Source organism: Christiangramia flava JLT2011, assembly GCF_001951155.1.
Lineage (GTDB): Bacteria > Bacteroidota > Bacteroidia > Flavobacteriales > Flavobacteriaceae > Christiangramia > Christiangramia flava.
In genome coordinates this window covers 215,598-240,815 of record NZ_CP016359.1, presented here as the reverse complement: position 1 = coordinate 240,815, position 25,218 = coordinate 215,598, and the positions used below count along the sequence as shown (strand labels likewise).

Below are 25,218 nucleotides of genomic sequence, written 5' to 3'. Positions count from 1 at the left end.
GGTAATTTAAGTTCAAGCCGCACCAGCAAAGGGACGAAAACGTTTTCGTGTTGAAAACTTTTTGAAATTACAGGGTCTGCAAATTAATTATGGTAAATTTGCGAAGCCGAAAATCTGAATCGGATATTATAAGAATCTTTGAAAAGAAATGAAGCCAAAACTTACTTTAAAGCAAATTGCTAAAGAATTAGATGTCTCAATTTCAACAGTTTCCAAAGCCTTGAAAGACAGCAGTGAAATTGGGGAAGATACCAAGGAAAAGATCAAGGCATTTGCGAAATTATATAACTACAAGCCCAATAACATTGCCCTGAGCCTGAAAAACAGGAAAACCAAGACTATTGGGATCATTATTCCGGAGATCGTGCATCATTTTTTCACCACGGTAATTAGTGGAGTGGAAAAGGTTGCCAACGAGCTGGGTTATAATGTTTTGGTGTGCCTTTCAGATAACTCTTTCGATAAGGAAGTATTGAATATGGAGATGCTGGCCAACGGAAGTACAGATGGTTTTATCATGTCTCTTGCCAAAGAAACGATGCAAAAAGGCGATTATCATCATCTTCAGGAAACCATCAACCAGGGAATGCCGCTGGTGCTTTTTGACAGGGTGGTAGACAATATCGCCTGTGATAAAGTAATTATTGATGATGTGAACGGGGCGAAGAAGGCGGTCAATCACTTAATAGATATTGGTTGTAAAAAGATTGCGCTCATCACCACGGTAGATTACGTGAGCGTGGGTAAATTACGAACTCATGGCTACCAGCAGGCTCTCTACGAAGCGGGGCTTCCCATAGATGAAAGCATGATTTTGAAGATCGAGGAAATGGAGGATAGCGAACGCGAAATCGATAATTTCCTGAAGGAAAAAAATGTGGATGGCGTTTTTGCCGTGAATGAACATTTTGCGATTTCAGCTATTAAAACCCTGCAGGAAAATAATCGCAGAATACCGGAAGATGTCTCGGTAATTGGGTTTACTGATGGGGAGCTTTCCAAAAGATTTATTCCGAGCCTAACAACCGTGAGTCAGCACGGAGAGCGCATGGGTGAAGAGGCCGCGCGGATCTTGATTGATAAACTCGAGCGATCTGTGAGCGAAGAAGATACTTATAAGACAATCATAGTGGAGACCGGTTTAGTAAGGCGAAATTCAACAAAATCGTAATTTTCATACCCTCAAATTAAAAATTCTATATATTTGCCCTAATTGAATTTTATCAGGACTTATATTTTTACTTCCTATTCTAATAAGTTTTGATAAGTCTCAGAGCTTATCGTAATTAAAAACTTACGATATGCGAAAACGCACGTTAAGTTTCTGGGAAATCTGGAACATGAGTTTCGGTTTTCTTGGAATTCAATTCGGTTTTGCCCTGCAAAACGCCAATACCTCAAGGATTTTTGAAACGCTTGGAGCCAAGGTCGAGGATATTCCTATTCTCTGGATCGCCGCACCGGTCACGGGCCTGGTCATTCAGCCTATTATTGGCTATTTTAGTGATCGCACCTGGACCAAATTAGGTCGCAGGCGCCCTTATTTCCTTGCGGGAGCCATTCTTTCTTCCATTGCCTTATTCATTATGCCGAATTCGCCAACTCTCTGGGTTGCGGCCGGTACTTTATGGATGATGGATGCTTCCATCAATATTTCTATGGAACCATTCCGGGCATTTGTGGGAGACAACCTGCCAGACAGGCAGCGAACTCTGGGATTTGCCATGCAAAGTTTCTTTATCGGGATCGGAGCAGTGGTAGGATCATTATTGCCTTATATGTTCACAAACTGGTTCGGCATCAGCAATACGGCGCCGCAGGGAGTAATCCCGGAATCGGTTAAATGGTCTTTTTATGTTGGTGGAGTTGTATTTTTATGTGCTGTTTTATGGACGGTCATTCGCTCCAAGGAATATTCTCCGGAAGAATTAAAAGCCTTTGAAGAAGCGAGTAAAAAGGAAAAGGTTGAGCGTGCAGAAGTTGTAGATAAATCGAAAAATATTCGCAACCAGTTCATTACGGGATTGGGCATGGCAATCGTTGGTTTGATTGTTTCATTTTTGATCTTTGAAAACGGATTAACGAAAGAATTATACATTCTTTTTATTGGGCTGGTCATTGCCGGAGTACTTTTTATGCTTGTCTCATTTCTTCGGAAAAAACAGGTTCGGAACGGATTTACCATTATCATTACCGATATGCTGAATATGCCAACCGCGATGAAACAACTGGCATGGGTTCAGTTTTTCTCATGGTTTGCGCTATTCTCGATGTGGATCTATACCACTCCTGCAGTCACGGGTCACGTTTTTGGAACCAACGATACCACTTCAGAATTATACAACGATGCAGCCGACTGGGTGACGGTGATGTTCACTGTCTATAATGGTGTGGCCGCTGCAGTGGCATTCCTATTACCAGTACTGGCAAGAAGAACCAGTAATAAGGTCACGCATTTACTGGCATTAACGGTTGGGGGAATCGGGTTGATTTCGATCTATTTCCTTAGAGATAAAACCGGATTGTTGCTGGCGATGATCGGTGTGGGTGTTGCCTGGGCGAGTATCCTTTCAATTCCTTATGCGATGCTATCAGGTGCTTTACCTTCAGCGAAAATGGGTTATTATATGGGGGTTTTCAACTTCTTTATCGTGATTCCGCAGATCGTTGCAGCGACAATTCTAGGTTTCCTGGTGAAAGAACTTTTCAACGGTGAACCGGTTTACGCTTTGATCGTTGGTGGCTTTTCCATGATCTTATCAGGACTTCTTACACTACGAGTAAAAACTAACAAAAGAATAAATATAGATGAGCAGTCATAAAGCAGTCATTTTTGACCTGGACGGCGTAATTGTAGATACGGCAAAATTCCATTTTCAGGCCTGGAAAAAACTGGCCAATGATCTTGGTTTCGATTTTACTCATGAACAAAATGAGCAATTGAAAGGTGTTAGCCGTGTGGAATCCCTGAAGAAAATTCTGAAATGGGGAGACATGGAGCTTTCCGAAGAGGAATTTAACAGGCAAATGGCGCTCAAAAATGACAACTACCTGTCGTACGTCGAGGAGATGGACGAAAATGAAATATTACCTGGAGTTCCTAAAGTGCTGAAGTATTTAAAGGAAAATAATATTCCGTTTGCACTGGGTTCTGCCAGCAAAAATGCCCGTACGATCCTCAAAAAGATCAATTTATATGAAGATTTTGACGCGATCGTAGATGGGACCGATGTAAGTAAAGCCAAGCCAGATCCGGAAGTATTCCTGATCGCGGCTGAAAAACTGAAAGCCGAGCCGCAGGATTGTGTTGTTTTTGAAGACTCTGTCGCTGGCGTGGAAGCTGCAAACATTGGTAAAATGACGAGTATTGGAATCGGAGACGAAAAAGTGCTGCAGGAAGCAGATCATATTTTCAACGATTTCACCGAAATAAGTATAGAATTTATAGAGAATTTACTGAGAAAAGAATAACAATGAATCAAGATTATATAAAACCGGATGAATGGTCGATCGTTGAAGAAGGATTCGACCCGGGAAGAGTAAAATCTTCTGAAAGTTTATTCAGTATTGGAAATGGTGCCATGGGGCAGCGAGCCAATTTTGAAGAGCAGTATTCCGGCCCAAGTTTTCAGGGAAGTTATATAGGAGGGGTGTATTACCCAGATAAAACTAAAGTTGGTTGGTGGAAGAACGGTTATCCGGAATATTTTGCAAAGGTATTGAACGCTCCAAACTGGATCGGGATCAATGTCTTTGTTAATGAGGAGCCGTTAGACCTTCATAATTGCAGAGAAGTAAAGAACTTCCGCAGAGAATTGAACATGAAAGAGGGCTGGCATGCCCGGACCTTCGAAACCGAATTGCCAAATGGTGTTCAGGTTGAGGTGAAAGCTTTAAGGTTCGTTTCTATTGTAGATAACGAGCTGGGTTCCATCAAATTTGAGATCACTCCGCTAAACCAGGATGCAGAAATTCGTTTTGATCCTTATTTAGACGGAAGCACCACGAATACCGATGCCAACTGGGAAGAGCGTTTCTGGGAAACTTTGGAAGTAAAGAAAGAAGCCGATAAAGGTTTTATCGTTTCCAAAACTTTAAAAACAGGTTTCCATGTCGGGACTTATATGCAGTCTGAAATCCTTCTGAATGATGAAAAGCAGGACCTTGGAATGGAGTCTAAGGAGGATGAAGATCGTATATCTTTCAGCTATAAATTGAAAGCGAAGAAAGGTGAGACCGCCGCGATCGTGAAATATGCCGGTTATGTAACCGATATGAATCACGATCAAAATAACCTGATTTCAGCTGCATCAAAAGTTCTGGACAAAGCTTCAGATCTAGGTTTTGATGAACTGAAAGCTCAGCAGAAGGAAGCCTGGTCAAAGATCTGGGAAATGTCTGATATTACGATTTCCGGAGATGTTGCCGCGCAACAGGGAATTCGATTCAATATTTTTCAACTGAATCAGACCTATTTAGGAGAAGATGATCGTTTGAACATTGGTCCTAAAGGATTTACCGGCGAAAAATATGGAGGTAGTACTTATTGGGATACCGAAGCATATTGTATTCCTTTCTACATGGCGACCAAAGATTCTAAAGTTGCCAGGAAATTACTGACCTATCGTTACAATCAGTTAGAGAAAGCACAGGAAAATGCCAAGAAATTAGGCTTTTCCAATGGTGCAGCTCTATACCCAATGGTAACAATGAACGGTGAGGAAAGTCACAATGAGTGGGAGATCACTTTTGAGGAAATTCACCGAAACGGAGCCATGGTTTTTGCCATTTATAATTATGTTCGATATACAGGTGACTTCAGTTATATTCCTGAAAAAGGACTGGAAGTGATGATCGCCATTGCGAGATTCTGGCACCAACGTGCGAATTTCAGCAAAAGCAAGAATAAATATGTCATTCTTGGGGTTACCGGTCCGAACGAGTATGAGAACAATGTGAACAATAACTGGTACACTAATTACATTGCGAAATGGTGTATAAATTATTGTATCAAGATGATCGATAAAGTAAAAGACGGTTACGGCGAAGATTACGATCGCGTTATGGGTCTGACTCACCTGAACGAAGGCGAAATTGCCAATTGGGAAGAGGTTGCCGATAATCTTTACATGCCATATTCTGAAGATTATGGTGTGTTCTTACAACAGGATGGCTTCCTGGATAAGGAAATCATTCCGGTTGCCGATATGGATAAAAAGCATCGCCCGATCAACCAGAAGTGGAGTTGGGACAGAATTTTGCGTTCCTGTTATATCAAGCAGGCTGATGTATTGCAGGGATTCTATTTCTTCGAAGATCATTTCAGCAAGGAAGAACTGGAGAAACATTTCGATTTTTATGAGCCGCTTACGGTGCATGAATCATCGCTTTCTCCTTGTGTGCACAGTATCCAGGCAGCGGTGCTTGGAAGAATGCAGCAGGCTTACAATTTCTATTTGAGAACTTCCAGGCTGGATCTGGATGATTATAATAAGGAAGTAGAGCAGGGTTGCCATATTACCAGTATGGCCGGAACCTGGATGAGTATTGTTGAAGGTTTTGGAGGAATGCGTGTGGTTGAAGATCAGCTGAATTTCAGTCCGCAGATTCCTGAAAATTGGACTGGGTATTCTTTTAAGGTCAACTTCCGTGAGCGCATCGTGAAAGTGACGGTCACCAAAGATAAAACCGATTTTAATCTGGAGGGTGAAGAGCCGCTGGATATTGTAATTAATGGAAAAGAGGTAACTGTTGAGCCAAACAGTCCTGTAAGTGTATAAACTTGAATTAGCGGGCCGCTTTCTGTTGAAAGCGGCTTTCTTTTTTAACCAAGAATAATGAAAAAATTAGTTGTATTAGTTATATGTTTTTTGCTGAGTCTACCAGCTTTTGCCCAAATTGAACGGGTGGAGCCACCAAACTGGTGGACAGGTTTCAAAAATCAAGATCTCGAGCTTTTGGTCTACGGAAAAGATATAGGGAAAGCCGAAGTTAGGGTCAATTATCCAGGTGTGGAACTCGTAAAATCACACAAGGCAGATAGCCCGAATTATCTGTTTCTTGATCTAAACATTTCTGAGGAAGCAAAACCCGGAAATTTCACCATTAGTTTTAAAATGCCTGAAGGAGCTTCTGAAAGTTATGAATATGAACTAAAAAAGAGAGAAAAACCAGCCGATGAATACGTCGGTTTTAATAGTTCTGACGCTATTTACCTAATTACTCCAGACAGGTTTGCTAATGGCGATCCATCTAATGATATTGATAAAAGTTTAAATGAAACAACTATTGATCAGGAAGATGATTATGCCCGTCACGGTGGAGATATTCGCGGAATAATCGAGCACCTGGATTATATTGATGAAATAGGTTTTACCGCGATCTGGCCATCTCCATTATTAATAAATGACATGAAATCTGGTTCATATCATGGATATGCCATGACCGATTTCTACAAAGTAGATCCCAGATTTGGAAGCCTTTCTGAATACCGTGAGCTTGCCAATAGCGTACGAGAAAGAGGAATGAAACTCATTATGGACCAGGTAGAAAACCATTGTGGTATCGAGCATTGGTGGATGGATGATCTGCCGTTTAACGATTGGATCAATTACCAGGAACTCTACGAAAATGGAGAACAGGTTGTTTATTCCAACCACAGGAGAACTACAAATCAGGACCATTACGCAGCAAAAGTTGATAAGAAGCAAATGAGCGATGGTTGGTTCGTAGATTCCATGCCAGACTTAAATCAGCGTAATCCATTTATGGCCAATTATCTTATTCAGAATAGTATTTGGTGGATAGAAACTCTGGGACTTGGCGGTATTCGCCAGGATACTTATCCATATCCCGATAAAGATTTCATGAGTGACTGGGCAGGAGCTATAATGACCGAGTATCCTAATTTCAATATCGTGGGAGAAGAGTGGAGCAACAACCCGTTGCTTATTCGCTACTGGCAGGAAGGTGTGGAGAATGGTTACGACTCCAATTTGCCATCTACGATGGATTTTGCCATGCAGGCTACAATTGTGAAGGGTTTAAAAAATGAAGAAACCTGGGGTACCGGGCTGGTTGAAATTTATGACGGACTGGCAAATGACTTTTCTTATGAAAATCCTGAAAGCATTCTGGTATTTCCAGACAATCATGATATGAGTCGTATTTTCACCCAGCTAGGTGAAGATTTGACAAAAACAAAGATGGATATTGGCTTTATGCTGGCCATGCCTCGAATTCCTCAGATTTATTACGGAACGGAAATTTTGATGAACGATACAGCAAATCCTGGTGACCACGGGCTTATTCGTACTAATTTTCCGGGCGGCTGGGAGGCTGATGAGGTAAATGCGTTTAAAGGGCAAGGCCTTTCGGCAGATCAAAAGGACATGCAGGACTTTCTGAAGAAAATTCTGAATTATCGGAAGAACAGTCTGGCGATCCACGAAGGTAAAACTACCCATTTTGCACCGCAGGATAAGACCTATCTTTTAAGCCGAAATTCTGAAGATGAGACGGTGGTGGTCATACTCAATAAAAATGAGGAGCCATACAAACTTTCTCTGGACCGCTTTGAAGAACTTGGTTTAAAAGGGAAAAAACTGCAGAATGTAATTTCAGGAGAAATTATCAGCTGGGAACAGACACTGGTATTGCCAGAGTATGGTATCTATTTTTTAACGACGAAAATCAAAAACTAAACATCTATTAAATAAGAACTTATGAAAAAACTTCTATTGCTATTGCTTACTTCCTCCATTCTTACGGTTTCCTGCAAGAATGAACACAAGGATGCTAAAGAGGAGACCAACGAGATGGCGAAGGATTCTCTGGCACCAGTTTCAGATGAGGTGATGGAATCTGCAGTGATCTACGAAGTGAATATTCGCCAGTATTCACCGGAAGGAACGTTCAATGCATTTACGAAAGACATTCCTCAATTGAAAGACCTGGGGGTAAAAGTGGTTTGGTTGATGCCAATGTATCCTATTGCGATGAAGAACAGGAAAGCAACCGGGGAGAAATCTATTGAAGATATTACAGATACTATCGAACGAAAAAAATACCTGGGAAGCTATTATTCCATTTCAGATTACTCCGCTGTTAATCCAAATTTTGGAACTATGGAAGACTTCGATAAACTGGTGGAAACTGCACACGAAAATGGTATGTATGTAATTCTTGACTGGGTGGCAAACCATACTGGATGGGATCATGCCTGGATCACCGAGCATCCAGAATACTATACCAAAGACAAAAATGGAGAAATTACAGATCCTATAAACGATGCTACCGGGGAGCCTTGGGGATGGACTGATGTAGCCGATCTGAATTTTGATAACGAAGGTCTGCGTGAGGCAATGAAACAGGAAATGCTGTTTTGGGTGAAAGAGCATAATATCGATGGATATCGTGCCGATGCCGCACATTCGGTTCCAACCGATTTCTGGGAAGATGTCTCAGCAGATCTAAGAGAGGTAAAGCCTGTATTTATGCTGGCCGAAGCTGAAAGTCCGAAAGATCTTTTCCACAATGCTTTCGAAATGGGGTATAACTGGGAAGGACATCATATAATGAACGAGATCGCTCAGGGAAAGAAAACTGCAAAAGACTGGGATGAATATATGAAGAAGATCGATACGACTTTTGAAGATGATGATTACCTCATGAACTTTATCACGAACCATGATGAGAACTCCTGGGCCGGTACAGTAAAAGAACGAATGGGAGATGCTTCGGAAGCAATGCTTGCGATGTCTTACACCATTCCGGGAATGCCATTGGTCTATAGTGGGCAGGAATATGATATGGATAAAAGATTACGTTTTTTCGAAAAGGACACTATTCCGCATCAAAAAGGTAAGGTTTATCCTATTTTAGAAAAGTTAGGAAAACTGAAGAATGAAAACGCAGCTTTACATGGTGCGAAACAGGCAGCTTCTTATGAAACACTAGAAACTTCCAATCAGGAAAAGATCCTGGCATACGAAAGAAAGGGTGGAGGAAGTGAATTGATCTATCTTGCAAACATGAGCGATCAGCCCGTGAAATTTACAGTTTCGATCGCCGGCGATTACCAGGATTACATGGCCAATTCAGAATTCCAAATAGAGGAAGGCCAGGAAATGGAATTTCAACCCTGGGAGTATAAAATTTTGACAAAAAACTAATTTTAGTCCTAAATTTTTGTAAAAAGCCACTTTTGAGTGGCTTTTTTTATTACTTATTAACCGAAAACGTTTGAATTTGTTGCGATATTAGGTTAAAAGATTGAAATGGAATAGCTTTGAAGGTAATGACCAAAAAAATAGAAAACATCGCAGTTCTAACCTCCGGGGGAGATGCTCCCGGAATGAATGCTGCCATTCGTGCAGTTGTTCGTGCCTGTTCTTTTTATCAATTAAAGTGTACCGGCATTTATCGCGGTTATCAGGGGCTGATAGAAGCCGATTTTGAAGACCTGGACGCGCGATCGGTTAGAAATATCATCAACAAGGGTGGAACATTTCTGAAATCTACCCGTTCAATGGAATTTAAAACCAAAGAAGGCCGTAAAAAAGCTTACGATAACCTGGTTAAGGAAGGTGTCGATGCCATGGTGGTAATTGGAGGTGACGGAACGTTTACCGGTGCTGAATATTTCAGCCAGGAATTCAATTTTCCTATTGTAGGTATTCCTGCAACGATTGATAATGATATCAATGGAACCGATTATACACTGGGTTATGATACCGCTTTAAATACGGTTGTGGAAGCGATCGATAAAATTCGGGATACTGCCAGTTCTCATAACAGGCTATTCTTAGTCGAGGTTATGGGAAGAGACGCCGGGGATATCGCTCTAAATAGTGGTATTGGTGCGGGTGCAGAAGAAATCCTGATTCCGGAAGAAGAAACCGGGGTAGAGCGAATGATCGAATCGTTGCGACGCAGTAAAAAAGCTGGTAAGACTTCCAGTATTATTGTGGTAGCCGAAGGTGAAAAAAGCGGTAAAAATATATTTGAACTGGCTCGTTTTATTGAAGAAAACCTGGACGAATATGAAATTCGTGTTTCTGTTCTGGGTCATATTCAGCGAGGTGGTTCCCCAAGTTGTTTCGATAGAGTCCTTGCGAGTAAACTTGGAGTAGGAGCGGTAGAAGCTCTCATGGAAGGAAAGACCGAGGTAATGATCGGTATTCATCATCAGAAGGTGGTTCATGTAAATCTTCAAACCGCTATCAAAGGGGACGCTAAAATCGATAAAGAATTACGAAGGGTGGCAGACATCACTTCGGTATAACTTAAAACCAAAAGAAATGAGTACAAAAATTGGAATTAACGGGTTTGGACGTATTGGGAGAATTGCCTTCCGTATTGCGGCTCAAAACGAAAACGTAGAAGTTGTAGCTATCAACGATTTACTGGATGTAGATCACCTTGCATACCTTTTAAAATATGATTCAGTTCACGGAAAATATTCCGGAACTGTGGAAGTTCAGGATGGACACCTTGTGGTAGATGGAAAAAAGGTGAGAGTAACTGCTGAAAAAAACCCAGCCGACCTTAAGTGGGACGAAGCAGGAGTAGAAGTGGTTATGGATTGTACAGGAATCTTTACTGATCTTGACAATGCCAAAGCGCACCTGGATGCTGGAGCCAGAAAAGTGGTAATTTCAGCACCTTCTAAGACTGCGCCTATGTTCGTAATGGGAGTGAATCACCACGAAGTTACAGCAGATCAGAACATCGTTTCTAACGCATCTTGTACTACCAACTGTTTGGCACCACTTGCTAAAGTGATCGATGACGAGTTTGGTTTGGTAGAAGGACTAATGACTACGGTTCACGCTTCAACTTCCACTCAGTTTACCGTAGATTCTCCATCTAGAAAGAATTTTAGACTTGGTAGAAGTGCGATGGCGAATATCATCCCTTCTTCAACTGGAGCTGCAGTCGCAGTAACAAAGGTAATTCCTTCATTAAAAGGAAAACTTACCGGTATGGCATTTAGAGTTCCTACTACTGATGTTTCCGTAGTGGATCTTACAGTAAGAACTGAAAAAGCTGCCAGCTACGAAGATATCAAAGCAGCCTTCAAAAAAGCTGCTGAAGGAGATTACAAAGGGGTGATTTCTTATACTGATGAGGAAGTAGTGAGCCAGGATTTCGTATCAGATGCTCATACTTGTAACTTCGATGCAGGAGCAGGAATTGAATTGAACGACAATTTCTTCAAATTGATCGCATGGTATGACAACGAGTACGGATACTCTTCTAAACTTGTTGACCTTGCTGCTCACGTAGCATCTCTATAATATTTCAGGCCTGAAGAAAATTCTTTTTTAGCTGCTTATTTCGTATTTTTAATAAGTAGAACAGGCTTTTCTTCAGGCTTATTTTAACTGTAAAACATTACAATGATTTTAATTGCCGACGGGGGATCCACCAAGTGTGACTGGATTCTTTTAAACAGCGAGGGAGAACAGGTATTGAAGACCCGTACCAAGGGACTCAATCCCGCTGTGTTTAAAGAGCCGGTCCTGGAAGAAAGGCTTGCCGAGAACAACGAACTTTCCGAGATTAAACATAAGATCGAAAAAGTACATTTCTATGGTGCCGGTTGTGGAACTCCAACTCCTCGAGAACTGCTTCGCAGCATCCTGGCGAATTACTTTACGAATGCCGATGAGGTTTTGGTGATGGAAGACATGGTGGCAGCCGTCTATGCTGCAACGACCGAACCCGGAATCGTTTGTATCCTCGGAACCGGTTCGAACAGCTGTTATTTCGATGGAAAAGATATTCATCAGGCCGTGGATTCACTAGGTTATATTCTGATGGATGAGGCCAGCGGAAATTACTTCGGAAAAAGACTCATCCGCGATTACTATTATAAACGAATGCCTCCTGAAGTAGCTGAAAAGTTCGAAGAAAAGTTCGATCTGAATTCAGATACCATAAAAATGAATTTGTATCGCAAAGACAACCCGAATACCTATCTGGCACATTTTGCAGAATTCATTTTCACCAATGAACGGAACGGGTATTTCTATAAACTGCTCCACGAAGGAATGTCAGATTTTGTGCATTCTCGAGTGATGTGCTATCCGCAGGTCACTTCGGTGCCGGTACATTTTATAGGAAGTATCGCCTACTTTAGTCAGGATATCATTCGTGCAGTAACACAACCTTATGGAATCACCTTAGGCAATTTTGTTAGAAGACCAATAGATGCTTTGATCGAATATTATCGAGAAAATGTCATCAAGGTTTCCTAAAAATGGTTTTAAGATATGGAAAAGCCCGGTTTGTACCGGGCTTTTTTTTATGTTTCAAAATTTCACCTTTTCGGCTAAAAATTTTTTAATCACCAATTGATCAAAAGATTACATTTAGTGAAAAAATCAGGTGCTAGTAAAAGTATATGGAAGTTCGGTTTTTGGGGTAGAGGCCACCACGATCACCGTAGAAGTTAATGTAGCCAGCGGAATTGGCTATCATCTTGTGGGCCTGCCTGATAATGCCGTGAAAGAATCGAGTTATCGCATCACCGCGGCATTGCAGAATAACCAGTACAAATTACCCGGAAAAAAGATCATTATCAACATGGCGCCGGCCGATCTTCGGAAAGAGGGTTCTGCTTATGATCTCACTTTTGCGATGGGAATTTTGACGGCTTCCGGCCAGATTCAGGCTGAGCAACTTTCCGAATACCTGATTATGGGGGAACTTTCCCTGGATGGTAGTCTGCAACCCATTAAAGGTGCTTTGCCAATAGCCATTCAGGCTAAAAAAGAGGGGTTTAAAGGTTTTATACTTCCAGCGCAAAATGCGAATGAAGCGGCTATCGTTGCCGGCCTGGATGTTTACGGGATGTCTAACTTAACCGAAGTGATTTCCTTCTTCGCCGGGGAAAAATCAGATCCGGTACAGGTGGATACCCGGGAGATTTTTCGGGAGGAGTCGGCTGTATTCGAATTTGATTTTTCGGAAGTGAAGGGCCAGGAATCGATCAAGCGCTGCATGGAGATCGCGGCTGCCGGTGGTCATAACGTGATCCTCATTGGGCCGCCCGGAGCTGGGAAAACAATGCTTGCCAAACGTTTGCCAAGCATTTTACCGCCCATGACGCTACAGGAAGCCCTGGAAACGACTAAAATTCATAGTGTGGCCGGGAAGATTAGAGATCAGCGCGGGTTGATATCGCAAAGACCTTTTAGAAGCCCCCATCATACTGTGAGCGATGTGGCCCTGGTGGGTGGTGGTGCCTACCCGCAACCTGGTGAGATTTCTCTGGCTCATAACGGAGTATTGTTTCTCGATGAGTTGCCAGAATTCAAACGAAGCGTACTGGAAGTGATGAGGCAGCCGCTGGAAGATCGTGAAGTGACTATTTCCAGGGCGAAATTCAATGTAACTTATCCTTCAAGTTTCATGCTGGTGGCAAGTATGAATCCCAGTCCGGGAGGTTATTTCCAGGAACCCGGGGCAATGGTGACCAGCACTGCTGCTGAAATGCAGCGATATTTGGGAAAGATCAGCGGGCCGCTTTTGGATCGGATAGATATTCATATCGAGGTAACTCCCGTTCCTTTTGAAAAATTAAGTGACGCCCCAAAGGGTGAGAGCAGTTCTGTCATTCGAAACAGGGTAATGGCGGCCAGGGATATTCAGTTTCATCGTTTTGCGGAATTTTCAGGCATTCATTACAATGCCCAGATGGGAAGCCGCCAATTGGAAAAGTATTGCAAACTTGAAGAGCAAGCGAAAAATCTTCTGAAGCAGGCGATGGAAAAACTCAATCTTTCGGCCCGGGCCTATGACAGGATTCTGAAAGTTTCCCGCACGATCGCAGATCTTTCCGCAGCGGAAAACATTCAATCTTCACACATTGCAGAAGCCATACAATATCGCAGTCTGGACCGAGAAGGCTGGCTGGGCTGAGTATCTTCAGGTTTCATTAACTAAACCTTTGAAGTCTTTTCCCTATTTTTGGGAATAACATGATAATCTGCAAACTAACCTTAAGGGGAACAAGCCTGGAGCATATGAAAAAACTGCCTCTGATCTTTGGTCTTTTACTGATTTTTGCCTGCAAAGGCCCAACCGATGAGACCAAATCATCTAATTCTTCGGAAGACAGCCTTTCTACCGAAGACCTTTTACCGGAAAGCCTAATGGAATCCAAACCTGTTGTTTTAACGCTGGAAGAAGCCAATAACCTGGCTGAACTGCCTTTAGCCTGCGTTAATACAGAATATCCAAATAAACTGGGGCAAACCCTTGAAAACAAAAATGCCATGGGTGAGCCACATGAATTGCACCCGGCATTTTATGGGTGTTTTGACTGGCACTCGTCAGTCCACGCGCACTGGTCTTTGGTATATTTGTTGAAAAATTTCCCCGATCTCCAGAAGGCGGAAGCGATTCAGCAGGCACTGGAAAAATCCTTATCTGCTGAAAATATCCAGGGAGAAGTGGATTATTTCAACAGGGAAGAAAGCAATTCCTATGAGCGCACCTACGGCTGGGCATGGCTGCTGAAGCTTTCCGAAGAACTTAAAACCTGGGAAGATCCAAAAGCCAAGGAACTGGCAGATAATCTGGAACCTTTGACGCAACTTATCGTAAAACGATACAAAGAGTTCCTCCCCAAATTAAATTATCCTATTCGCGTTGGAGAACATACCAACACCGCATTTGGCCTGGGTTTCGCTTGGGATTATGCTCATACGGTTAAGGATGAAGTTTTTGAGGAAGCGATCACTAAACGCGCTCAGGAATTTTACCTTAAAGACGATAATTGCCCGGTTTCCTGGGAGCCAAGTGGTTATGACTTTCTTTCGCCCTGCCTGGAAGAAGTGGATATTATGAGAAGGGTGCTTCCTAAAAACGCTTTTAGTATGTGGATCGATGATTTCATGCCGGAGCTTAAAAATGAGGATTTTTCAATGGAAGTTGGAGAAGTTTCTGATCGTACTGATGGAAAACTGGTACATCTAGACGGGTTGAACTTCAGCCGCGCCTGGGTTCTGTACGGCCTGGCCAATCAATATCCGGAACAATTCGGTCACTTAAAAAGTCTTGCGAACGAACATATTTCACATTCTTTTGATAATGTAGCGGGCGACAGCTATGAAGGCGGTCACTGGTTGGGAACTTTTGCGATCTATGCACTTCAGCAGGCTGGAAAGCCAAAATCTGAAGAGTGAAAGAATTTTTGAAAAACCTGGGGCCGGGAATCCTGGTTTCCGCTGCATTTATCGGTCCCGGAACGGTTACGGTTTGTAGTATTGCCGGGGTGGAATTCGGGTATAATCTCCTTTGGGTCTTGCTCATTTCGGTCATTGGCTGCATGCTGCTTCAGGAAATGTCGGCCCGGTTGGGACTTATTTCCGGAACGGGATTAAGCGAAAATATCAAATCCCAACTTGCGAATCCTATTCTTCGGAATATCGCGCTGCTCCTCGTTTTTTCGGCTATCGTGATCGGTAACGCCGCCTATGAAGCGGGTAATATCAGTGGGGCGGCTTTAGGCCTGCAGGGAATTTTTGCTGATGTAAGTCTGAAATTGGGGAATCTGAAGATCAATCTTTGGAGCTGCTTGATTGGCGGACTGGCTTTTATTCTACTGTTTTTGGGTAGTTATAAGCAACTGGAAAAAGTATTTATAGGCCTGGTATTATTGATGAGTTTATCTTTTCTGATTACCGCGATCCTTACCAAACCTGATCTCAGACTGATTTTTAAGGGTTTAATTCCTTCCAATGTTGATGCCGGCTTGCTGAGCATCATCGCGCTCGTGGGAACTACGGTTGTGCCTTATAATTTGTTTTTACATGCTTCCCTGGTTAGCGAAAAATGGAAAGGTGCTGGTAAGTTGGGAATTGTTCGGAAAGAATTGATCTTTTCCATAGGTCTGGGTGGACTCGTGTCTATGGCTATTCTCATCTGCGCCGCGGCTTCCGGAATTCAGAATATTGAAAACGCTGGCGATCTTGCGGCCGGCCTGGAACCCCTTTTTGGAGAAGCGGCTACGGTCTTTCTGGCTTTGGGTTTGTTGGCGGCCGGCATCACATCATCTATAACAGCTCCACTGGCCGCGGCTTACGTCGTGCGTGGCTGCCTGGGTTGGAAACCTGCAAGAAACGACTGGAAATTTCGAATGGTCTGGATGAGTATTGTGCTCTTAGGGATCATATTTTCTTCTGTGGGCTTTAAGCCGGTTGAGGTGATCCAGTTCGCACAGGTAGCCAATGGGATGGTGCTTCCGGTAGTTGCGATCTTTCTATTCTGGATCGTAAACCGGGCGGCAGTAATGGGGGAATACCGGAATGGTTTCATTCTGAATTTATTCGGAATTTTAGTGATCGGACTCGCTTTTTTCCTCGGAATCAAATCGATTTATAACGTTTTAAGCAACTTTTGAAATGGAAAATTACATTCACATAAACTGCGATCTTGGCGAAGGCGGAAAATTTGACGCTGAACTGATGCCGCTGATTTCCGCCTGCAACATTGCCTGTGGCGGTCATGCCGGCAACCTGGAAACCATGCAGCATAGTGTAAGGCTGGCGATGAAGCACGATACTGAAATAGGAGCTCATCCGTCGTATCCTGACAAAGAAAATTTTGGAAGAAAAAGCCTTTCGATGACTGCTGAAGATTTGAAACTATCGGTGGAAGCACAGGTCATGAGCCTGTTGCAGATTGTGGAGGCAGAAGGAGGAAAATTAACTCATATTAAACTGCACGGTGCACTGTATAATGATGCGGCAAAAGATGAAAATATTGCAAAAATTGTCTTGGAATCATTCCGACTTCTGGAGCATGATTTTCGATTATATGTTCCTGCAAATTCGGTGATTCAGGAGCTGGCAATGGGGGAGTTTGATTGTTATGTAGAGGCTTTTGCAGATCGTAATTACGAACCAGACTATAGCCTGGTTGCACGTTCAAAACCTGATGCGATCATAACGGATAAAGAATTGGTTTTCGAACACATTCATGAAATCTATGCGCACCAAAAAGTACGAGCGGTAAACGGAGAAATATTGGAACTGGAAGCCGATACTTTTTGCCTGCATAGCGATACGCCATCTTCGGTAGAAATTTTAAAATATCTGCATAAAAAGTTTGCTGAAAATCACTTAAAAATTCAGCATTGATATGGAGGGTTTTCCGAAGATTTCGAGGATGGGAGAGCGATCGATTCTGATTCAGTTTGATTCAGAGATCAGTCAAAATACGCTTCGGAAAGTACTTTTCTATAAAAATAGGCTGGAGAGAAAGTTATCTGAAGAAAAACTTCAAATAATTAACACATATAACTCGATATTAATAAGTTATGAATGCACTATAGAAGATGCTTATAGTGCGTTTATCGCAATAAATGAAGTCCTTTCTGAGGCTAATATACTAAAAAAAGATTCGGGTAAGGTCTACCGGTTGCCCGTATGCTACAGCGAAGAATTTGGGCCGGATCTTCATGTGATTTCCAAACGGAATAACCTGGCTGTAGAGGAAATTATCAGTCTACATTCAGCTCAAAAGTACCTGGTCTATTTTATAGGTTTTTTACCCGGGTTTCTTTACCTCGGAGGACTTGATCAAAAGTTGCATATTCCACGGAAAGAAAGTCCACGGCAAACTGTTGAGAAAGGCTCGGTTGGAATAGCCGGTAGTCAGACTGGTATTTACCCGAAAAGCAGCCCCGGAGGCTGGCAATTAATTGGCAGGTCCCCTGTAGATCTTTTTAATCCCAAACAGGTTCCGCCCTGTGAAATCTCACCTGGCGACCAAGTGGTCTTTGAACCTGTTTCTGAAATGGAATATTTCCAAATTGAAAGAGCTGTTCAAAAAGGAGCATACTCGTTAAAATTTAAGCGAAAATGAGGGGAGAGATTGAAGTGTTACAACCTGGATTATTTACCAGTTTACAGGATCGAGGCAGGTTCGGATTTCAAAATTTTGGAGTGCCGCGAAGCGGAGTAATGGATCTGTATTCGATGAAAATTTGCAATCTTATTTTAGGGAATCCACCAGATACTGCTGCTCTGGAATTTACTTTCCAGGGCCCCGAGTTAAAGTTTTTACACGATGCCCGGATCACTTTGAGTGGCGGGGAATTTATGGCAAGTCTGGACGGCAAAGCGGTCTCTCGTTTTGAAGTGCTGAATATTCCTGCAGGAAGTATTTTAAAGATTGGTCCTACAAAAAACGGACTTCGAGGATATATGGGGATCAAGAACGGTTTTTCTGAAGAAAAGATCATGGAAAGCCATAGCTGGTATGAAGGCATTACCCCAAAAAGCCGGCTCGCCAAGGGAGATTTTCTCTATTTTACCGCCGTTAATAATGAGATTTCTGCCAGCCATGCCGCTTTAAAGCCGCAAATGGCGTATCTTAATACTGATGCAATCGTAGTCTTTGCCGGGCCAGAATGGGAAAATGTTCCGGTTGAGCTTCAACAGGAAATCCTGAAGCAGGAATTCACCCTTCATCAGAGCAGTAACAGAATGGCTTTCCGTGTAAACGAAAAAATCCCGAATGCGCTGGAACAGATCGTCACCGGGCCGGTCATTCCTGGAACGGTACAGTTTACACCGGGTGGGGATTTGATCATTCTTGGGAACGATTGCCAGACCACCGGCGGTTATCCAAGGATTTTGCAGGTTTCAGAAAAAGGTTTACAGGTATTGTCGCAAAAGATTCCGGGGAAAAAGTTTCGTTTTAAACTGGAAGAGTTGATATAAAGGGGCAAAAAAAAAGTGCCTAGTGGGATGACGGTTATAGAAAAGACCCTACTCAGAACTATAACTTACCACTTCGACACTTCTTTTGCCCCAAAACACTTTAGCTTTACTAAAATGACATTACAAATGTAACTTCAGCTTTGAGTTGATACAAGGGGATTTTTCCCCTTTTTACATTTTTGATAGGAAATTGCTTGGCAGAATTAATAATTTTGAAACTTTAAGTTAATTTAACAAATCAACCAAACCAGAAAGAAAATGCCAAGACCAACTAAATGCATTAGCGTAGCCGAAGCCAAGGCGCTACAACAGGAGTGGTGGGACACCCGGCTGGAAGTGACCACCAATGGACATAAACACCAGGACACCTGCGAATTTCATTTCAGCCTGGAAGAACTTCAGGAATTCCTGGATTATGTAAAGGAAGAATCTGATGCTGCCGGGATTAAGAGCCCTGGAATCAATATCTGGTTCGGTGCTTACCAGGCAAAAGAAAGCAGGCCTAATTTGAGTACGATTTTTCTTTCCGCAACCAAAAAGAAAAATGGAGAAGAAGTTGATGAATATGGGCGGGATTACGATGAAAATCCTGAGATCGACCCGATGAATGACAATAGTGGTCCGTGGCCGCCACTTCAATACAATCCATGATAGACTATATTTTAAAGCACAAACTCTACCTGGGAGCAAGCTATGAATTTCTGGCCATGCTCTCAGCGCTATGGTATTATTTTCATTTTAAAGACAGCATCAGTAGAGGCCTGAAGCTTTTTATCCTTTATCTGGTGATCGTTTTTATTGTAGACACGTCAGGGTTTTATGCGCTTTGGGCCTACCTCGATAATTACGAGACCATCCCGGCACTGAAGGATTCGCCGTTTGCCCGGAATTTCTGGCTCTATAATGCTCTGCATGTGATAGGCTATTTCTGTATTGGCTATTTTTTCACTTCACAGCTGGAATATCTTCAGAAATATAAATTGAAAAAGATCCTGAATATACTGCTTGTGGGTATCGTGGTTTACAGCCTGGTATGCTATTTAACTTTCGGGACTTTCTTTGAAACCTATGATCCTTCGGTAATGATCATAGGAACTTTGGCAGTTGTTTTGTGTATTATGGCGTATTTCTTTGAACTGCTGCTTTCCGAAAAAATTCTGCATTTCCGCACCAATCTGCTGTTCTATTTTGCAGTGGTGATTATGATGTGGCACCTCGTCATAACTCCTATCAACCTGTACATGTCGTATACAGGTCTCAGCAATATAGAGTTTCGCCAGTTCTACATTACTTTCCTACACTGGATGAATTTCATCATGTACAATACCTTTGCTGTAGGGTTTTTCCTGGCTTACCTCAGGCGCCGGAAACAGGCTTTGAGCCTGGGATAGCGAATTTTGCCAAAAAAACGTATACTTGCTTTAGAAAATTAATGCATGCTGCGGAAAGAGGATATTTTTCTCATCATTTACTTTATCCTGGTCATATTTTTCCTGGCGGCTTTTACGATCGTTTTCTTTGTGGTTTATCAGAAGCGGAAAAATAAACTGCTGCAGGAACGACTGGAAGCCGAACAACGTTTCAGGGATGAACTGAATACCGCCCGTTTGGAAATACAGGAAGCCACGCTGAAGAATGTAAGCTGGGAACTGCACGATAACATTGGGCAGCTGATGGCTGTGGCGAGCATGCAGCTGAAATTACTTCAGAAAAAACAACCCGAAAATACTGGGATCGAGGAAGTTCACAACCTGGTTTCCGATTCGCTCACCGAAGTTCGTGCGCTCTCCAGATCGCTCAATAATGAAGTCATCGAGAAAAATGGGCTTGTAAAAACCGTTCAGAATGAGCTGGACCGCTTCAATCGCCTGGAAGTGCTGCAGGCTGAACTGCAGGTGAAGGGCGAGCCTTTCCAATTGAAACAGGAAGACGCCATTATTCTTTTTCGCATCCTTCAGGAATCTTTTTCCAATACGCTCAAACATTCCGGGGCTTCCCAATTGAACGTGCTGTTTGAATTTTCAGAAGATACACTCGAGATCACCGCTCGAGATAATGGTAAAGGTTACGAACAGGACGGCGTGGAAACGGGAGCCGGTTTGCTCAACATGAAGAGTCGTGCGGCAATGATTCATTCGGAAATTTCGATGGAATCTTCTGAAAATACAGGAACTTCTCTATATTTACGGTATCTAAACATGAAAAACCTCCCATGAATCGTTCGATCATCATTGTTGATGACCATAGACTTTTTGCGCAATCATTACGTGGCCTTGTAAATTCTCTGGATGGATTTGAGGTGACTGCCGCTTATAAAAACGGTTCTGAACTTGTAGGATATCTTGGCAATGGGGTTGAGCTTCCCGAGATCATTCTTCTGGACATGCGTATGCCGGTGATGGATGGCATGCAAACCATGCAGTGGCTGAAGCAGCACCATCCCGAGCAAAAGGTACTGGCCCTCACCGTAGATCAGGAAGAAAACACCATTATTAAAATGCTGAAACTGGGCTGTCGCGGGTATCTTCTGAAAGATATTGATCCAGATGAATTCGAAGAAGCGCTGAAAGCCGTGGCAGAAGAAGGTTATTATACCAACAGAACGATTTCAGATGCCCTGAGTTCTTCAGCCAGCCATAAAAAGAACCAGGAGGAGCTCTCTGCCCGGGAAACCGAATTCCTGGGGCATGCCTGCAGTGAACTCACCTATAAGCAGATCGCTGAACAAATGCATTTGAGCCCTAAGACAATTGATGGTTACCGGGAAAGCCTATTTTCCAAGCTTCGGGTACGTTCTCGCGTAGGCCTTGTGATCTATGCCATCAAGGAAGGTATTCATCAAATTTGACATTTTTATAGCATTTTCAATTTCTAAATTCACCGGAATCTCTTGTATCTTCGTGCTATGATAGATTCAGCAAAAATTGAGCTTCGTAACCTGCAGGTGCAGGATTATGAAGAATTGAAGGAGTCGATGATCAAAAGTTATCACTCCATGCCGCATGAATACTGGACCAAAAAGGAGATTAAAACGCTTATTCGCAAATTTCCTGAAGGTCAGCTATGCATCGAGATCGATAATAAGATCGCGGGCTGCGCGCTTTCGATCATCGTGGATTATGACAAGTTTGACGATAATCATGATTATGATTCGATCATTGGCGGTGAAAATTTCTCTACTCATACTGCGAATGGAAATGTGCTCTACGGAATTGATGTGTTCATTCATCCCGAATACCGTGGAATGCGTTTGGGACGACGGCTTTATGAGGCTCGTAAGGAATTATGTGAGCATCTGAACCTGAAATCGATCATCTTCGGCGGAAGGATTCCCAATTATTCCAAATTTGCTTCGGAACTTACCCCAAAACAATATATCGATAAGGTGAAATTGCAGGAGATTCATGATCCGGTTCTGTCATTTCAGCTTTCGAACGACTTCCACGTCAAAAAAGTGATCAAAGGTTATCTTTCCGGAGACCACGAAAGTAAGGAGTTTGCCACATTGATGGAGTGGAACAATATTTACTATACGAAATCTGGAAACCTGGTGAAATCTACCAAAACCGTGGTTCGGCTTGGTTTGGTGCAGTGGCAAATGCGTTTGTTCAAGAACTATGAAGCCCTGGTTTCGCAGATCGAATTTTTCGTGGATACCATCAGTAGCTATCAAAGCGATTTCGTACTGTTCCCGGAATTGTTCAATGCGCCTTTAATGGCTGAGTTCAACCACCTGAATGAGGCAGAAGCCATCCGCGGACTCTCAGAATACACCGATCGATTGCTGGAAACTTTCCGCGAATTCGCGATCAACTATAATATTAATATCATCACCGGGAGCATGCCGCAGGCTGTTGGGGACCATATGTACAATGTAGGTTTTCTGTGTCGGCGCGACGGTAGCTACGAGCGATTTGAGAAAATTCACATTACCCCGGCTGAGGAGTCGGCATGGGGTATGAAAGGCGGGAACCAGGTTCAGACCTTTGATACCGATTGCGGGAAAATTGGAGTGTTGATCTGTTATGACGTTGAATTCCCGGAACTGCCCCGAATCCTGAAAGATCAGGGAATGAATATCCTGTTCGTCCCATTTATGACCGATACGCAAAATGGGTATTCCCGGGTAAAGATCTGTGCACAGGCTCGTGCCGTGGAAAACGAATGCTACGTGGCTATTGCCGGTTCGGTAGGAAACCTTCCTAGGGTGGCAAATATGGATATTCAATATGCCCAGAGCGCCGTGTTGACGCCTTCAGATTTTGCTTTCCCAGTAAACGGGATCAAGGCTGAAGCGACGCCCAATACGGAAAGTACCCTGCTCGTGGATGTGGACCTGGACCTACTGAAGGAATTGCACAATTTCGGAAGTGTTCGCAATTTGAAAGATCGTCGTAAAGACCTGTATTCTCTGAAGCTCAGGAAGAAAAATAAAAGTTAAAGTAGATTTCAGGAAATGTTTTCTTAGATTTGAGTGAATGATTAAGATCAACCAAAATATTATCGCTACTGTAATTGTGGTCATTTCTATTATTAGAAACCGACCCTGACAGATGCATAATATTTTAAAGTACTAAAGCCATCTGTAAAGATGGCTTTTTTTATGCGCTCAGGCGAGGATATACCCGAAAATTGACTTTCTGCAAAAGTTTTGACTGTCGTAATCAAAATAATTGTAAATAACTGAAAAACAGTTATTTGAACTCTTATTAAACGTTTCGACTGTAAGTAAGCCTCCTGATGCTAAGAATTGGAAAGTTTAACAACTGGTACTTTTAAGTGCTGGAACCTAAAAATGTTTTGATGAGTAATAAATTCAGCAAAGTAATAACTCAAAGTGATTCTCAACCGGCATCCCAGGCGATGCTTCACGCCATTGGACTAACCAAAGAAGATTTTCAAAAACCATTTGTTGGAATTGCCAGCACTGGTTATGAGGGAAATCCCTGTAATATGCATTTGAACGATCTGGCTAAAGACGTAAAAAAAGGCACGGAGCAAGCCGGACTTGTGGGACTAATTTTCAATACGATTGGCGTAAGTGATGGGATTTCCATGGGAACTCCGGGAATGCGCTACTCTCTTCCTTCAAGAGATATCATTGCTGATTCTATGGAAACCGTGGTTAGCGCCATGTCTTATGACGGGCTGGTAACCGTAGTTGGATGCGATAAGAACATGCCGGGTGCTCTGATGGCACAACTGCGCTTGAATCGCCCATCAATATTGGTGTATGGAGGAACGATCGCTTCCGGTTGTCATAATGGGAAAAAACTGGATGTCGTTTCGGCTTTTGAAGCTTGGGGCTCGAAAGTAGCCGGCGACATCGATGAAAAAGAATACCAGGCAGTTATTCAGAAGGCGTGTCCTGGTGCCGGAGCCTGTGGTGGAATGTATACCGCCAACACTATGGCTTCAGCAATTGAAGCTTTGGGAATGAGTTTGCCTTATAATTCTTCAAATCCCGCTGTAGGTCCCGAAAAAGCAGAAGAAAGCACGAAGGCCGGGGAAGCGATGAAATTGCTTCTGAAAAAAGATATTAAACCCCGCGATATCGTGACCAGGAAATCCCTGGAAAATGCGATCAGGTTACTGACCGTTTTGGGCGGGTCCACCAATGCGGTACTGCATTTCCTGGCGATCGCCAAAGCGGCGCAGGTCGATTTCGGCCTTAAGGAATTCCAGCAGGTTTGTGACAATACGCCGTTTTTGGCAGATTTGAAACCAAGTGGGAAATACGCGATGGAAGATGTACATAGAATTGGCGGAATTCCTGCGGTTATGAAATATATGCTTCAGAATGATATGCTGCACGGTGATTGTCTAACGGTTACCGGAAAGACGCTGGCGGAAAACCTGGCTGAGGTTCCGGAGATGGAAGAAGGGCAGGACGTCATCCGCCCGCTGGATAACCCGATCAAAAAGACCGGTCATATTCGCATTTTATACGGAAATCTTGCAGAAGAAGGTTCCGTAGCGAAGATTACCGGAAAAGAAGGCCTGGAATTTACCGGAAAAGCCCGTGTTTTCAACGGTGAATATGATGCGAATGACGGCATTAGTTCCGGGAAAGTGAAAAAAGGAGATGTGGTGGTTATTCGGTATGAAGGGCCAAAAGGTGGTCCCGGAATGCCTGAAATGCTGAAACCTACTTCTGCCATTATGGGTGCAGGGCTTGGAAAAGATGTAGCCCTGATCACAGACGGTCGGTTTTCAGGAGGAACACATGGGTTTGTGGTAGGACACATTACTCCTGAAGCGCAGGAGGGCGGACTTTTAGCCTTATTGAAGGATGGCGATGAAATAACAATCAATGCGGAAACCAATACCATCGATGTAGCACTTTCCGAAGAAGAAATAGCAGAAAGAAGAAAAAGCTGGCAGCCGCCTGCACTTAAAAAACAAAGCGGTGTTCTTTATAAATATGCCAGAACGGTGGCTTCAGCCTCACAGGGTTGCGTGACCGATGAATTTTAAT

The 25,218-nt window shown here is 43.0% G+C and carries 21 protein-coding genes; all 21 read left to right on the top strand.

The window, feature by feature from the left end; genetic code table 11:
• Positions 1-148 precede the first annotated feature (148 nt).
• The 21 genes from GRFL_RS00980 (at position 149) to ilvD (ending at position 25,217) form a co-directional block, all read left to right on the top strand.
• Positions 149-1,171, top strand: coding sequence for a LacI family DNA-binding transcriptional regulator (locus tag GRFL_RS00980; protein ID WP_083642677.1), 1,023 nt, complete (start codon positions 149-151; stop codon positions 1,169-1,171).
• Between the two features lie 130 nt (positions 1,172-1,301).
• A complete protein-coding gene (locus tag GRFL_RS00975) occupies positions 1,302-2,822 on the top strand; it encodes an MFS transporter (RefSeq protein ID WP_083642675.1) in 1,521 nt (506 codons plus the stop codon).
• Positions 2,809-3,471 (top strand): beta-phosphoglucomutase, encoded by a 663-nt coding sequence (gene pgmB / locus GRFL_RS00970; protein ID WP_083642673.1) that lies wholly within the window; start codon positions 2,809-2,811, stop codon positions 3,469-3,471. Before GRFL_RS00975 ends, pgmB begins: the two co-directional genes overlap by 14 nt.
• 2 nt (positions 3,472-3,473) lie before the next feature.
• Positions 3,474-5,780, top strand: coding sequence for a glycoside hydrolase family 65 protein (locus GRFL_RS00965; RefSeq protein WP_083642671.1), 2,307 nt, complete (start codon positions 3,474-3,476; stop codon positions 5,778-5,780).
• A 57-nt stretch (positions 5,781-5,837) separates the two neighbouring features.
• A complete protein-coding gene (locus GRFL_RS00960) occupies positions 5,838-7,703 on the top strand; it encodes a glycoside hydrolase family 13 protein (RefSeq protein ID WP_083642669.1) in 1,866 nt (621 codons plus the stop codon).
• A gap of 21 nt (positions 7,704-7,724) precedes the next feature.
• Positions 7,725-9,173, top strand: coding sequence for an alpha-amylase family glycosyl hydrolase (locus GRFL_RS00955; protein WP_083642668.1), 1,449 nt, complete (start codon positions 7,725-7,727; stop codon positions 9,171-9,173).
• A 125-nt stretch (positions 9,174-9,298) separates the two neighbouring features.
• Complete coding sequence (pfkA, locus tag GRFL_RS00950; RefSeq protein WP_083642666.1) at positions 9,299-10,285, top strand: 6-phosphofructokinase; 987 nt, start codon at positions 9,299-9,301, stop codon at positions 10,283-10,285.
• A 16-nt stretch (positions 10,286-10,301) separates the two neighbouring features.
• A complete protein-coding gene (gene gap, locus GRFL_RS00945) occupies positions 10,302-11,300 on the top strand; it encodes a type I glyceraldehyde-3-phosphate dehydrogenase (protein ID WP_083642664.1) in 999 nt (332 codons plus the stop codon).
• A 102-nt stretch (positions 11,301-11,402) separates the two neighbouring features.
• Positions 11,403-12,263: an N-acetylglucosamine kinase gene (locus GRFL_RS00940; protein ID WP_083642663.1), complete on the top strand. Its 861-nt coding sequence runs from the start codon at positions 11,403-11,405 to the stop codon at positions 12,261-12,263.
• Positions 12,264-12,393: 130 nt separating this feature from the next.
• Positions 12,394-13,929 carry a YifB family Mg chelatase-like AAA ATPase gene (locus GRFL_RS00935; protein ID WP_083642661.1) on the top strand — a complete coding sequence of 512 codons (1,536 nt, stop codon included), beginning with the start codon at positions 12,394-12,396 and terminating at the stop codon, positions 13,927-13,929.
• Positions 13,930-14,033: 104 nt separating this feature from the next.
• Positions 14,034-15,197: a DUF2891 domain-containing protein gene (locus tag GRFL_RS00930; RefSeq protein WP_083645904.1), complete on the top strand. Its 1,164-nt coding sequence runs from the start codon at positions 14,034-14,036 to the stop codon at positions 15,195-15,197.
• The gene (locus GRFL_RS00925; RefSeq protein WP_083642659.1) at positions 15,194-16,414 is read left to right on the top strand and encodes an Nramp family divalent metal transporter; all 1,221 of its coding nucleotides are present in this window, start codon (positions 15,194-15,196) and stop codon (positions 16,412-16,414) included. Before GRFL_RS00930 ends, GRFL_RS00925 begins: the two co-directional genes overlap by 4 nt.
• Position 16,415: 1 nt before the next feature.
• Complete coding sequence (gene pxpA / locus GRFL_RS00920) at positions 16,416-17,153, top strand: 5-oxoprolinase subunit PxpA (protein ID WP_083642657.1); 738 nt, start codon at positions 16,416-16,418, stop codon at positions 17,151-17,153.
• 1 nt (position 17,154) lies between these two features.
• The gene (pxpB, locus tag GRFL_RS00915; protein WP_083642655.1) at positions 17,155-17,880 is read left to right on the top strand and encodes a 5-oxoprolinase subunit PxpB; all 726 of its coding nucleotides are present in this window, start codon (positions 17,155-17,157) and stop codon (positions 17,878-17,880) included.
• A complete protein-coding gene (locus GRFL_RS00910) occupies positions 17,877-18,740 on the top strand; it encodes a 5-oxoprolinase subunit C family protein (protein WP_083642653.1) in 864 nt (287 codons plus the stop codon). Before pxpB ends, GRFL_RS00910 begins: the two co-directional genes overlap by 4 nt.
• 258 nt (positions 18,741-18,998) lie before the next feature.
• Complete coding sequence (locus tag GRFL_RS00905; protein WP_083642651.1) at positions 18,999-19,391, top strand: hypothetical protein; 393 nt, start codon at positions 18,999-19,001, stop codon at positions 19,389-19,391.
• Positions 19,388-20,131: a hypothetical protein gene (locus GRFL_RS00900; protein WP_083642649.1), complete on the top strand. Its 744-nt coding sequence runs from the start codon at positions 19,388-19,390 to the stop codon at positions 20,129-20,131. Before GRFL_RS00905 ends, GRFL_RS00900 begins: the two co-directional genes overlap by 4 nt.
• Before the next feature lie 45 nt (positions 20,132-20,176).
• Complete coding sequence (locus GRFL_RS00895; RefSeq protein WP_083642647.1) at positions 20,177-20,956, top strand: sensor histidine kinase; 780 nt, start codon at positions 20,177-20,179, stop codon at positions 20,954-20,956.
• Positions 20,953-21,588 carry a response regulator transcription factor gene (locus GRFL_RS00890; protein WP_083642646.1) on the top strand — a complete coding sequence of 212 codons (636 nt, stop codon included), beginning with the start codon at positions 20,953-20,955 and terminating at the stop codon, positions 21,586-21,588. Before GRFL_RS00895 ends, GRFL_RS00890 begins: the two co-directional genes overlap by 4 nt.
• Before the next feature lie 57 nt (positions 21,589-21,645).
• Positions 21,646-23,181, top strand: coding sequence for a bifunctional GNAT family N-acetyltransferase/carbon-nitrogen hydrolase family protein (locus tag GRFL_RS00885; RefSeq protein WP_083642644.1), 1,536 nt, complete (start codon positions 21,646-21,648; stop codon positions 23,179-23,181).
• 362 nt (positions 23,182-23,543) lie between these two features.
• Positions 23,544-25,217 carry a dihydroxy-acid dehydratase gene (ilvD, locus tag GRFL_RS00880; protein ID WP_083642642.1) on the top strand — a complete coding sequence of 558 codons (1,674 nt, stop codon included), beginning with the start codon at positions 23,544-23,546 and terminating at the stop codon, positions 25,215-25,217.
• Position 25,218 lies beyond the last annotated feature (1 nt).